General features: G+C 34.9%; 7 protein-coding genes. All 7 read right to left on the reverse strand.

What is annotated here, in order from left to right:
- The 7 genes from DFQ06_RS13155 to DFQ06_RS13185 all read right to left on the reverse strand — a co-directional run bounded on the left by DFQ06_RS13155 (position 1) and on the right by DFQ06_RS13185 (position 14433).
- A complete protein-coding gene (locus DFQ06_RS13155; protein ID WP_235833542.1) occupies positions 1-876 on the reverse strand; it encodes an alpha/beta hydrolase in 876 nt (291 codons plus the stop codon).
- Positions 877-889: 13 nt separating this feature from the next.
- Positions 890-3700, reverse strand: a complete 2811-nt coding sequence (locus DFQ06_RS13160) for a heparinase II/III domain-containing protein (protein ID WP_133968139.1) — start codon at positions 3698-3700, stop codon at positions 890-892.
- Positions 3701-3719: 19 nt separating this feature from the next.
- Entirely contained in the window at positions 3720-6380 is a 2661-nt protein-coding gene (locus DFQ06_RS13165) for an endo-acting ulvan lysase-like protein (RefSeq protein WP_133968141.1), read from the reverse strand.
- A 79-nt stretch (positions 6381-6459) separates the two neighbouring features.
- The gene (locus tag DFQ06_RS13170) at positions 6460-8136 is read right to left on the reverse strand and encodes a sulfatase family protein (RefSeq protein ID WP_206672770.1); all 1677 of its coding nucleotides are present in this window, start codon (positions 8134-8136) and stop codon (positions 6460-6462) included.
- Positions 8137-8145: 9 nt separating this feature from the next.
- Entirely contained in the window at positions 8146-10131 is a 1986-nt protein-coding gene (locus DFQ06_RS13175) for a glycoside hydrolase family 97 protein (protein ID WP_133968143.1), read from the reverse strand.
- 6 nt (positions 10132-10137) lie between these two features.
- Positions 10138-12945, reverse strand: a complete 2808-nt coding sequence (locus DFQ06_RS13180) for an endo-acting ulvan lysase-like protein (protein WP_133968145.1) — start codon at positions 12943-12945, stop codon at positions 10138-10140.
- Positions 12946-12957: 12 nt separating this feature from the next.
- Positions 12958-14433: a sulfatase-like hydrolase/transferase gene (locus DFQ06_RS13185; protein ID WP_133968147.1), complete on the reverse strand. Its 1476-nt coding sequence runs from the start codon at positions 14431-14433 to the stop codon at positions 12958-12960.

The raw sequence follows: 14433 nt of genomic DNA on the forward strand, positions 1-14433 counted from the left end.
TTAATTTTCAGCTTTAGTTATTGTTGCTTTTCCTTTTAAATAGCCCAGCGATTGTAAAAACAAATCGGCTTCATAAACCGTTTCATAGTAATATTTACCTTTCTTTTTAGACTTATTAAAAAAACCATGTTCTTGCCCTTCATATATAAAAAGATCACATCGACTTCCTACCGCTTCCATTCTATATTTATATTCTTTTCCTGTTGCAACCGGTATGTGTTTATCATTATCTCCTAAAAAGAAAATAGTTGGTGGTGCGCCTTTTGTAATATTATGCATTGGTGAAATTTCCATATAACGATCGCCAATACGCTCGTAACCATAACCACCTTCGCCATTATCTATTACTGGGTTAAACAAGATTAAAGCAGTCGCTTTGGGACTTACAGAAAGATCATCTGTAGATTCATTTAAACCCGGAAGCAATGTTGTTGCAGCTGCTAAATGTCCTCCTGCAGACCCTCCAGAAGCCACCATTTTCTTGGTATCGATTCCGAAGTCTTTGGCATGAATTTTTAAATAGCGCATAGCCGACTTCGCATCTTTTACAGCATCAAAAGGTGTGGTTTTATTACGGCTTTTTACACGATAATCTACCACCGCAGTCACCATACCTCGCGATGCAAAATATTTAGATTGATCTTCAAACTGCGTAATAGTTCCGCCATTCCATCCGCCTCCAAAAAAGAAAACTATAGTTGGATATTTTTTCTTCTTTTTAAAGTTATCAGGAAAATAAACACGAAGCATTAAAGAATCGTTATTAATCACTTTGTAAATCGCATCTTTAGTAACAACATCTTGATTATTTTGACCATTACATGATGCAAAAATCATTAAACCTAATACTGTAAAAAGCGCTTTTTTAAAATTCATTGTCTATCTATTTTTAATTTTTATCGAATATAATTTCTGCGTTTTCATAACCTTTCTCTATTTTAAAAACTAACTGGTCGTCTCTATTACGGTTGGTTGTTCCTTTCCGACTTCCTACTAATTTACCATTTTCGTATAAACGTAATTCCGCAGGTTTGTCTCCTTTTACAAAAGGCATGTTTATAGTGATTGCTTTATCGGTTTGAAACTTAAACCCTTGGTCTGTTTTTTCAATAGATAGAGTAAATGGCTCGCCAGCTGCTACAATATCCCAACCGTTATTTTCAAATTTATACATTCCTGAAAGGAATAAAAACTCTAATTTATCACTTTGTTCCGATTGTCTTGTAACAGAAAGTAATCCTTTTTGATATAGGGCATCATTTTTAACAATATCAGATTCTGAAGCATTAAGAATGATATGATCCTTAGTCGATTTATCATTCATTAACACATTAATAACTTGCGTATTTGGATAGTCTTTAATAGTTGAATATGATACTGCATTAACCGGATTTTCTTCACCTTCGAAATAAGGATTATAAACCATCGCGAATGGGTTTGCCCAAGCTGATGCATTACGCTTTACAATTAAAGTTTGTATAGAATCGCCAATAACCTCAGCAGGTGCCGTACCAGAACCTCTTTTTAACACATTAGATTTTGGAGCCAAAGCCGTGTAAATACTTTGGTCTACACTTCCTTTAATCCAAATTTTCATTAAATTATCTGGTGCGTCGCTTGTTTTTAACCTAAAAAGTGCTTGCACATCTTTAGAGGTTTCTACTTTTTTCTTTTCCGTTAAATAATCATAAGCTTTTATGTCGCCTTGTTTACTACCAAAATCTGTTGTACTCTTTAAAGACAATGCTTTAGAATTGGCATCTAAAATTTGAAGTGATTGACCTAAATTATGATAAAAATAATCGTGACGCTCTGTACCGCCTTCTTGCTTTTTAGATCGAAATACATCTAAAATATATCCTTTTTTACTATTCGATTTTATAAGAGCCGTAAAGCGTTGTTGATCTGCTTTTGTCTTTGGTTCAAAAAACGACACCTTAGAAAAAGTTAACTTATCAAAAGCAGGTGTTGTGCTAACCTCCGGGTAGTTATTATCCAATTTAAAAGGATGGTAACCACGCATGGCATTATAATCTGATACCCCATCGACAACAACCGTATTGTGAGCCGGAAATCTAGAATAATATTCTCTATGGTCTGTATGCCAATAACTAGAACCTTTACCCATATCGAGACCTAAAGCATATTTATTAGCAAACAACTCGATTGAAATACCATTTACATGGGAATGGTTTCCGAAGGAACCAGCCGTAGAAATCATCATAGCATCATCGCCTTTACCTAATCTTTGGTTAAACATACTTACGTTAGATGCGTAAAATGTTGGTGAGGTTAACTTCTCTAAACCATTTTCGTTCGCATCTCCCTTTTTCAAATGATCAACATAAAAAAACAATTGAAATAAATCGTTTGCCTCACGCTCATATTCCCCTTTAGAAATCATTTGATCTAACAAGCCAGAAATAACCTCTTCTTTTTCTTCATTGTTATATTTACTATAATTTGAAATTAAAAGTTCAAAATTTTCTGGAGGTAATGTTTTATGATTAGAATCGCCAAAACCTACCGTGTAACCACTAGGAAATAAATATTGAAACGATGCTAATGCTGCTTTCTCTATAATAGGAAATTTAGAAAGCTCATTATTGTTAGTCGAATTATCTAATAAAGTAAAAATATTAAGTAAAGTAGTAATAACATGCACAGAATATGAAGCGCACTCCGGCCACATACCATTTTCTTGATCGTAAACTAGCAGCGATTCTTCAATTGATAATTGGCGTTCTGTAGATGTAGTAAACGTATGGTCTAAAAAGTACTCACGACCTTTTCCGTTTTTGTAAGCATCATTATTATCTAAAGTTAAAGCGACGTAAGTTAAAAACCGAGCCTGAAAAAGATTCCAGTTATTATCTGGTATACCGTTAGTAATAATTTGATCGCCCCATTTTTGAAATACCGCTGCACTATGGTCTAAGTTTACTTTTTCATCTTCAAAATAATCATACAGAAAATCGTATGTTGTTAATAAACTGATTAGAATTTTTTCATGAATCACTTCAAAGGTGGCCAAGCCAGAAATACGCTGTTGTGTACCGTTTTCTAAATCGATAGGTGCATCTCTGTAATACATGCCTTCTATATAAGTTTCGAAAACTGGCTTTGCAAATTCAGCATATTTTTTATCACCAGTAACCCAGTATAAAAAAGATGCATCTTCAACCAAACTCATTATATGGCGGTTGGTGCCCTCAATGGCGTGGCCTATTTTTGATGGGTGAAGCCATTCTTTTTTCTTTGTTTTTTTATGGGCTAAATAATAACCACGAGGATCATCAAAATAAGGTTCAACGTCTTCTAATTTAGGTGAAGAATATTCGGTGGCCCAATCTCGTGTTCCAGAAAAACGAACGGTTGGTACAGGTGCAGTTCCTTCAGAATAAGCAAACTCCCCACCTTTTAGAAACACTTTATTATGCTTCGTTTTCCAATTCATTTGTAATCTAGAAACTAGCCATGTTGGGTCGTTCTCCACATACTTTAAATACTTTTCTAGATTAGCAATTTTCTTATCGACTAAGCTTTTTTTCCACTCAATAGATTTTATACTGTTTAAAAAATCCTTTTTAGCGGCATTGGTAGCATAAATTCTAGGATGTCCAGATTCTTGTGCTTGCAACATTGAAGCACAACACATGATACCAATCATTAGGGGAATTAAAAAAAATTTCGTTCTCATTTTCATACTCTTTTTTTTGCTATTTAATTTCGATATGTTGTCCCTCAGGATATGTTTTAGACTTCCCTTTTTTAAGTTGAATTAAAACAGGTTGATTAGAAGAATAGAAATATTTACCATTTTCAATTTTTAATTCTGCTGTTACCGTATCATTAACCGCTTCAATTTTTAAATCGCCTTTTTGGATATATTTTCCTTTTCCTAAATACAAATATTGAAACGCATTATTTTCTTCGGAAACAACCGCAAATGTGCCTTGAAACTCTATGTCTTGAGGTGTTTGATAAACCTGACTATCTGCAGCATTCAAAATATATTGTGTGCTATTTTTAGAGTTTACAGCGATACTCACAAAATGCTCTGAAGTTTTTATTTTTTCAATAGTTTTAATTGATTTCTCTCCCGTTTCATAAGATTCAAAAACAGATACAAACGGATTTTTAGCACCGTTAATTCCGTTTTGACGTATAATTAATGTTGGTGTTGTATCAGGGCTTTTATTTACTTGCCCAGGCGTAATGTCACTACGTAATGTTGTTGGTGGCGCATCTACCGAGTAAAGTGCTCTGTTGTTTTGCCCCATCATCCACATGTTAACATGTAATGCAGGTGATACGCTGTTGATATCCCAAGTGGCATTAAAATCTTCGGAATAGTTTACCTTTCTTTGATTTTTGAAGAACTTATAATTATCATCATATTTTACACCTAAATCATCAACGTTCTCCAAGTTTAAAGCCTTATTTGATGCGTTTTTAAGTGTAACGGTATTTCCTAAGTTATGATGAATATAATCGTTATCAGCTTGATCCGATCTAAAAACATCTACATAATATCCAGAAGTTTCCGAAGTACGAATCATAGCTACTAAGCGTCGTTTTTCATCAGCAGAAACATCAGAAAATGAAACATTCTGAGATGTTTCCGAAGTATTATAAAACCCATTTGTAATGTCTACTGCTGGATCCATAGCGTTTATGGTAATATCACCTTTTCCATATCCAGGAACAATAGTATTAGAACCTGTAATTCCCCTGTGATAACCTGCATCTGAAGACCAATACGATTCGTAAGCTGAAGCATCAGGCGCTAAAGCCCAACCTTTACCATAGAATTGCATAGCCAAACCATTTTCTGCCAAATGCGACTGGTATTTCCCTCCATACAAAGTAAACATTAAACCGTTGTTTTCATCATTTCCATTTCTCATAATAATATGTTTATGAAAAGGAGAATACGCTGCTTTGTGAAAAGGCAAATCGCTTCCTGAACCTTGTAATGGTTGATTTAAAACTATGCCTTGCCAGTTAGACATATTTCTATCATACTGACCAGAAGCTATATTTTTACGGATTACGGTTGCCATTTTTTCAGCTGTTTCCATATCACCTTCCCAAGTCGCGTAGGTTAATAAAGACTCAAAAGATGAAATATTTGCAGGACCACCACGCATATCTCCAAAAACGACTAAATTTCCGCGAGCATCAAGCCAACCTAAATTTGCCAAAGCTGCTTTAGAAATAATTGGATTTCCTGCCAAAGTATTGATTCCCGATTTATAAAGTTTAACACCCATTTCTAAAACCAAAGGAATCATTGACGAAGCATAGCCTGGAGATTCTGGCCATAAGCCAGTTGTTGTATTGTAATAATCCATTATTTCTGGTAAGGCTGCACAGTAATCGCTCGATTTTTCAGTGTAAAAAGGAACGTAATATTCCTTTCCTTTTCCATCTTCATAAAAATCGTTAGACTCCAAAACAAGCATACTACCCAAAACATTTTTATAACGGTTAACATTCCAGTTTCCTTTTTTTCCACCGCGAATAAGTCCGATATCTATAAAACGTTTAAAAACAACACCTGCAACATCAGCTGGTGTTTTATTAATAGCTTTTAAATGCTCGTGCGGGTTTTCATTTAAATAATCATAAAGAAAATCGTAAGCAATAGCAGTTGGCATTTGTCTATCATCGTGAATCACTTCATAATCATAATAGCCCATAATACCACCTGGCTCGTAACCTCCAGGTCCTTTTGTTGATTTTTTAGGATCTAAAGGTGGCTCCATGTAATAAGTACCTAATAACCACGGCCATAAAATATCTGAAGAAAACTTAGCATATTTTTCATCTTCGGTTACATAATAAGCAAACGCAGCTTGTTCGGCCAACGTTAATATTTCCATATTATTAGCACGTATCATGTGTCCGGTTTCCTTATAAGGAATTAAAACAGGTGTTTTATCGGCACTAGAACGGCTAATACCAAGTAAATCTCCCGATTCGCTATACGGAATTCGATCTTCTAAAGGCACGTTTATATAATCGTTCCAAGTACGCATACCCGGTAAACGCACGGTTGGTAATGGCGCATTGCCTTCACCATAATCCCAGTTTTGATTTTTAATATAACATTGTGTAAAATGAGCACCATCTTTCCAATACATCGCTAATCGAGAAACTATCCATTCCGGATCTTCAACATGACGATTTACATGCGGATCTATTGTAGAAAGCAAGTTTTCCCAAGAGGCTTTTGCCCAAGCTTCATTTTTAATTTTAGCAACTATAGAAGCTTTATCCGATTTAGTAGCATAAAGTTTTGGATGGCTTGTTGCTTTTTGCCCATAAATAGAGCTTCCAACTAAAAATAAAAGGATTAATTTTGATAATTTCATCTAACTAAAAAGCTATTTTATGATTTCTGTTTTATGAAGTCTGAATATAAATTCAGACTCTATATTTTAAATATTATTTCTAATGCAATGGTACCGTTTCAATATCTGGATTGTTCTGAGCTTCAAGATATTTTCTAAGAATTTCTTGATCTAATTCTGAACTATCACCATACTGCTCACGTAATTCTACTAATTGCTTTTTAAGCTTTACAACCACATCGGCATAGGCAGGATCGTTTACAACATTTTTCATTTCTTGTGGATCATTTTTGCGATCGTAAAGTTCCCATTCATCCACATCATAATAAAAATGTGCTAGCTTATATTCTTGTGTAATAATGGCATAATGTCTTTTCACCATGTGAATACCAGGGTATTCGTAATAATGATAATACACGGCTTCTCTAGTCCATTCTTCTTGATTCCCTAATAAAAGAGGCACTAAACTTTCACCTTGCATATCGCTAGGTGCTTCAATTTGAGCAGCTTCTAAAATGGTTTGCGCAAAATCTAAATTCTGAACCATTTCAGTGTTTGTAATTCCAGCCTCAATAACGTTTGGCCATTTAATTAACAATGGTGTTTTAAACGATTCATCATAAACAAAACGCTTATCGAACCAACCGTGTTCTCCTAAATAAAATCCTTGATCGGAAGTGTAAATCACCATAGTATTTTCATCTAAACCAGAGTCTTCCATGTAATCTAACAAACGCCCAACATTTTCATCAACAGATGCAATACACCCTAAGTAATCTTGCATGTAGCGTTGGTAACGCCATTTCATTAATTCCTTATCATCCATTTCTGGATATTTGGCTTTGAAATCTTCCATAACAGGACGATAAACAGAATCCCAAACAGCACGTTGTTCTGCATTCATGGCGCCTACTTCACGCTCAAAAGCTTCTAAATCCCAACCAGACTCATCTTTTAAACCTAGCTCTGCCATAAGCTCAGGATAAATTTTAGCATCTCCAGCCCAGTTCATGTGCTTTAACAAATTCATTTCTGCAGTTTTTGCTGCAGTACCTCTACCTTCGTAATCATCGAACAACGTTTCTGGCTCAACAAATGTTTTTTTAGTGTATTCTTTAAAATGTCTTGGTGCTGGCAACCACTCTCTATGTGGTGCTTTTTGCATTGAAAATAACATGAATGGTTGCTCGTCGTCTTTATTTTTTTCTAACCATTCTAAAGTCATGTCCATGATGATGTCGGTAACATAACCTTCAACCGTAATTTGTCCATCATTTGTATTGAAAATAGGGTTGTAATAACGTCCTTGTCCTGGTAAAATTTTAAATTCATCTACACCTTTAGGGTTGTTTCCAAAGTGTAATTTCCCAAACATAGCTGTTTTGTAACCCGCCTGTTGCATTAACTGTGGAAAGGTAGTTTGTGACTCATCGAAAGGAAATACGTTATCTACTTTACCATGAATATGGCAATGTTTACCTGTTAAAATAGTAGCTCTAGATGGCGCGCAAATAGAGTTTGAAACACAGGCATTGGTGAATTTAATTCCCTCGTCTGCAATACGATCTATATTTGGCGTTTCAATTAAATGATTGCTGTACGCACTAATGGCCTGATATGCATGATCATCAGACATCATAAAAATAATATTTGGTCGTTTAGCAGGAAGTTCTTTTTTAACTACTACAACCTCTTTTTTTTCTTTTGATTTACAGGAAACAATTCCTATTAAAAGAAATATCGTTAATAATTTTAAAATAGATTTTTGACTCATCATTCTAGTTAATTATAGTTTAGTAATACGCATAGCAAAGCCGTTATTGCTTTTTACGTTTAAATTTAATTTTGATTTATTTGAAACTTCAATCGTCTCTATTTTAACATGCGTTCTAGTTTCGATAGTCTCGTCGTCTGTATATAATTTAGCTTTGTAACTTTGATTTTCATCTAAAAAAGAAAAATCTAACAACACGTTTCGTGCCGCTTCCCCATTAATTCCACCAATATACCAGTCGTTTCCTTTTCGTCTAGCAATAACACCTATCTCTCCAATTTCTGCTTCTAATACTTTAGTTTCGTCCCAAGTGGTTGGTACACTATCAAAAAACTCTAATTCCGGTTCATTACCAATAGTCTTGGTATCTCCCCAAAGTCCATCTTCTTTAACTGGAGCTAATGGTGCTTTATCATACCAATACAAAAACTGTAACGGACTAAAAATACAAACCGTTTTTGCTAATTGAGAGGCATGCGACCCCATGGTGTTTACTCGAGAACTATAATAACAAACCGTATTATCCGATGCACCAGCAAGTGTACGTGTAAACATACTAATAAGGGTGTGCGCGTTAGGAACAGATTCCTCATCACCACGAATACCTTCTTGAGTTAAAAAGTTTGGATACGTTCTAGAAAAACCTGTTGGTCTATATTCATCGTGTACATCAATAATCATTTCATATTGCGCCGTTTTTTTCACAGCCTCGTGCATCCATGCCGTAGCATCTTGATCACCTACACGAACAAAACCGTATTTAATTCCGGCAACACCCCATTTTTTCAATAATGGTAAAACCTCATCTATTTGCTTTTCTAAAGCACGACGGTTTATATATAGAATTAAACCAATGCCTTTTTCTTTTCCATAAGCTGTTACAGCTTCCATATCTAATGGGCCTTTAGATCTTTTTGGGTCTAAAGTTACCGTTGTCGCATCTGAACTGTTCTTCATTTCATCGCCATACCAACCCGCATCAAACATAATATACTGCATGTTATGTTCGGCCACAAAATCGATAGCAGCATAAGCGCCTTGTGTAGTAAGCGTGGTTTCTCTTAAAACTTTACCTGGCTTAATCCAAGATTCATCAGCTATAGCAGAAGGGTCATTTAAATTTTGAATTAAATAATTATTCTCTAATAATTCACCTTCGTTTTTCGCCATCATAACAACACGCCATGGCGATTGAAAAGGTAATTTTTTATGCACTTTGGCTCCAACTTCTAAGCGTTTAGAAATGATAGCTCCAGAAATGGTATCCTGTTCTTGTTTCCCCATTTCACCATCTAAACTAGAAAGAATACTATATTTTGAAGACGTCCCTTTATCGAAACTTAAACGTGCATAATCCACCAACTTTGCCTCAGCTAAAGCAATTTTTAAACTATCGTGAATTTCGATTACAAGCGGACGCTCACAACCTTTTTCGAGTATAGATAATGGGATTTTTTTATACTCACCTTGCGCCGTTAAAACACCAGGACCACGCTTTGGTGTAGCCCAAACGTTATAATCTTCCTTAAAATTGTAGTGAATATTTTCGGCTAAGCCTATTTCTTCAATATTTTGTTGCTCCGGAATTTGATAGGCAAAGGCAACACCTTCGTTGTATGCTCTACCAATAATATTTACCTGAGCTTCACCCAATTTTAAAAATATTTTTATTTGATTATAATGGTCTGTAATTGTGCTTAACTCAGCAAAATTAGGTTGCCACTCGTTATTTTCTGTGGATATTTCAGTTTTTAATATGGACAAATCACCAGAAAAATCAATCTCATTAGATAATAACTCCAATATTGAAGATTGAATAACCTCTTGCTCTCCATATTTTACTAAAAAGGTTATCTCATCACTATTTTCATCATTCAAAAATGTGATATTATTAATACCGTTAGGAGAAATAACCGTTGTTATTTCAGCTTTTTTACAACTAACAAACAACATCAAACAAAGCAACACTAAACTATAATCTTTTAATATTTTCTTCATTATTTTTTATTTTAATCCTATTGAAACCTCCTGAAAATTCATGGCTGGCACTTTAAAGTTAACCACATTTTTACCATTCATTTTTAAACGCTCACCTCTTAATTGTTTAAAACCAAAAGTTAAAACCACTTCGCCTTTTTTATAAGTATCTGGAATGGTTAGCAACATAACATCATCACAAGTTAATTGCATATTATCGCCATAAACTAAAGTTGCCGCCCCCGATTTTTTACCTAAAATTTGAATAGAAAAACCATCTTTCTCAATAAACTTCCCTGCGCCTAAAAAAAGTGTTGTTTTGTTTTCTTCGGAAGTCACCATCCCGAATGTGCCGTTAAAATTGATGTTTTGAAAAGCGTATTTACTAATAACATCGGATGAAAACACAATATCTGTTTTATCCTGAAGGCTTTCTATTTTTAACCCCACAAAGCTTTTATTTGAAGGACTTCCAAAGGTATCAACCTGCTTTATTGTTGAAGGCTCACTTGTTGTTGATGGCTCGTATATAGCTACAAACGGACGATTCCAAGCTTCTCCATATTGTCTAACCACTGTTGTTAAAAGCGGCGCTTCTTCTATATTCTTCGGAATCATGCCATGACGAAAAGCTTCAGAAGGTGGCGATTTCACTTTAAAAATCTCACGGTTTTCATTGCCTTGCATCCACATATTCATATGTACCTGCTCTTCCCCTTCAATAGATAAATTATAGGTCGCATTTAAAGTGTTATTCGTTTTGGTTGAAACTTCGTCCCATAGATAATCGTAAGCTTTAATATTACCAGCTTTGGATGTGAGCTTAGAACTTTCAACTAGATTTAAAAGCGCTCCATTTTCGGATGTTAACTTTAATTCCTGACCTAAATTATGATAGAAATAATCGTGATATTCATCTTTTCCTTCATTTTGTTTAGATCGAAACACATCAATATAATAGCCTGAAGTTTCTCCTGTACGCACAATACTCATCACACGATTTTGATCGGAATTTGTACTAGGTTCGTTAAAATAAATATCAGAAAAATTAATATTTGGATAATATCCTGTTTTACGTTCTGATGCCGGATATAAACGCTTCACCTCGAAAGGATAATAGCTACGCATTTTGTTATACTGCGATTTTCCGTTAACGGAAACCGTATTGTGCGCAGGAAATTGCGAATAATAGTCTTTATAATCGGGTCTAAAATAACTAGAACCACGACCACCTTCGGGAGCTAAAACATAGTTTTTACCATAAAGTTCCATGGCAATTCCGTTAGAATGTGCATGATTTCCTAAAGATCCAACTTGAGACACCATTAAGCCATGCTTTGAACTTAATCCGTTTCGCATAGCCACCCAACTTACCGTTGGTGCGTAAAAGGAAGTCGTCATAAAATCACCTTTATTCGCAGGCGCTATGCTTTCATCTAAATGTACTTTAGTGTTATGTAAAATATCGTGAATGGAGTTTTTTTCATTCCTTTTATGCTCACCTTCATTTTTATCTTGAAGCATATAAAGTAACGCCGTAAACGTTTCCTCCTGCTCACGGTTATTAAACTGTTGCGCATTGGCAACAAGGTCTAAAAAAGGTTCTGTTTCCAGCGGTCCATAATGTGAATCGCCAAAAGCAACAATATAATTATTAGGATATAAATATTGAGGCATAACCGCGACAGCTTCAGGTATTACTGGCATAAACTGTATCACATCAATATCTAAGGCATTTTGCAAGGTCCGTGCCAAATGCGTATACCCTTTTGCTACACTTAATGCGTAACTAGAACTCTCGTTCCAAACACCATTATCTTGATTGTATCCATAGTCTAAAACATCTTTAACCGACCATTGTCTAGCTTCCGATTCGTTAAAAACACGGTTTAAATAATATTGACAGCCTTTGCCATCAGCGTACGTTTTATCTTCATCTAAAACTAAAGCAATTTGTATTACAAAATTGGCTTGGTGTAAATTCCAGTTATTATCTGGAACGCCATTTTTTATAATTATTTCGGCTAACTTCTTTAAAGATGTTGCGTAAATTTCGTTTTCAGATTTATGTTCCTTTTGAATATAATGGTAGAGAAAATCGTAACATTGGGTTAATTCATCTACAATATTTTCTTTAATAACCTGAAAAGAAGTTAAACCAATAATGTTTTGAACGTTCCCTTTTTGCATATCAATAGGCTCATTTCTATAATACAAACCTTGCATATACACATCGAATAAATGGGTAGCTAGTTTTGCATAATCTGCATCACCTTCAATGAAATAAACCAGTGCTGCATCGCGAGCAATACGCATAATTTTCTCATTAGTATTTTCAATAATTCTTCCGGTTTTAGATGGTTTTACCCACTCCCACGTCTTTGTTTTTTTATGCTGAAGAAATAAACCTCGATCATCTTCAAAATACGGCTTCAAATCTTCTAAACTCGGCGTTTTGTAATCGGTAACATAATCTCTTTGCCCCGTAAACCGAACAGTTGGCACCGGCGCTTTTCCTTTGGCATGCGAATAAAACTCGCCATCGACATAAACATCTGTAGCATGAGAATTCCAATACATTTGGAAACGAGATGATAACCATTCTGGATCCGTTTTATACTGCACTACATATTTAGAAATCTTGCTTTTTATAGCTTCATAAGATTGTTTAACATCTTTAGAATTTTCTATATTTTGAAGAATATCTTCTTTGGAAACTTTAGATGAAATTAAACGCGGATGTTCGCGCTCAATACTCTTAGGAAATATGAATTGCCCATAATTTACCTGTACAAAACAGAAACTAACACTAATAAATAGGACTATTCTTCTCATTTCACTAAATATCTATTCGTTACGAACCCAAATATGACTTTCGTTTAATAAATCTTTATACTGTACTAAAAACTCAGCTTTCATTTTCTCAAAAACTGCTGGTTCTTTAGAAGCTAAATCTTCAGATTCACTGATGTCATTTTTCAAATTGAATAATACAAAATTGGTGAGTTCAGCATTTTTAACATAAGCTTCATTACCATCGTATAGGTTATGAATATTTGGAAGCACTTTATTGTCCGACTCCAAACGTGCCATAATTTTCCAATCGCCACTTCGCATAGCAACTCGGCGCTCATTAATAGCATCATAAAATGCCCATATTAATGGCTTTTGGCGCTCCAAATCACCTGTACTTAAAAACTTTTTAATAGATTGTCCATCTATGGTTCTTTTAGGTAGTTCCGCACCAGCGATATCAACAAACGTTGGTAAAAAATCTAAGGCAGACACCACTTTTTCTGAGGTTCCGGTAAAAGTTTCTTTTCCTAACCAGTTTACAATACAAGGCACTCTAAAACCAGCTTCGTTAGTCCAAAGTTTCATACCTTTTAATTCTCCAGGTGTTCCATAAGAATGTTTCGCTTTCGAATATCTCATAAAAGTTTCTGGTCCGTTATCCGAAGTAAAAATCACTAAAGTATTATCGCCATATTTTTCCTTTAAAAACGCTACCAAACGCCCCACAGCAATATCTACATTTTCAACATTTGCAAAATATTCTGCTTGTTGAAGGTTGTCTGCCAATGGTAAATATTTTTGAACTAAATCTTCTGGTGAAGCAATAGGTTCGTGCGGTTCGTGAAATGCCACTTCTAAGAAAAAAGGCTTATCACTTTTTTTGTTTTCAAGCCAATTAATAGCTTCACTAACTACAATTTGACTACTAAAACCTTCTATTTCGCCAACTTTCTCACCGTTTCTAACAAAATTCTTTGGGTTTTGATGACTTGGAGATGCATTATTGTGTGTTGAAAACCAATGATCGAATCCAAAATCGTTAGGCTGTGGCTGTTCTTTAGAATTAAAACGAGAATTACAATGCCATTTTCCTGATAAGCAAGTATCATAACCCGCCTTTTTCAACAAGGCAGGAATAGTAACCTCATCGGCCTGCATGTGTACTAAATCACGATTATCCTCACTCTTTTTAGGACCAGGAATAAAATCATAAACACCAGCTTTATTTGGGCTTCTTCCCGTAAGTAAACCTACACGAGAAGGCGAACACACCGGTGCGGTAGAATAGAAATTAGTTAGTTTAATTCCTGTTTTAGCCAATGCGTCTAAATGCTGGGTTTGTATAATGGAATGCCCAAAAGACGATAAATCTCCATACCCTAAATCGTCACACAAAAGCAGAACAATATTAGGTTGTTTAATGTCTTCCTGAACTTTACTTTCAACCGTTGTTTTTGTTTCATTTTTACAAGAAAAACTTACTAAAAGACAAACAACAGCTAGATATTTTACAAAATTAAAATGCAT

The sequence above is a fragment of the Algibacter lectus genome (genome assembly GCF_004368925.1).
Classification (GTDB): Bacteria; Bacteroidota; Bacteroidia; order Flavobacteriales; family Flavobacteriaceae; genus Algibacter; species Algibacter lectus.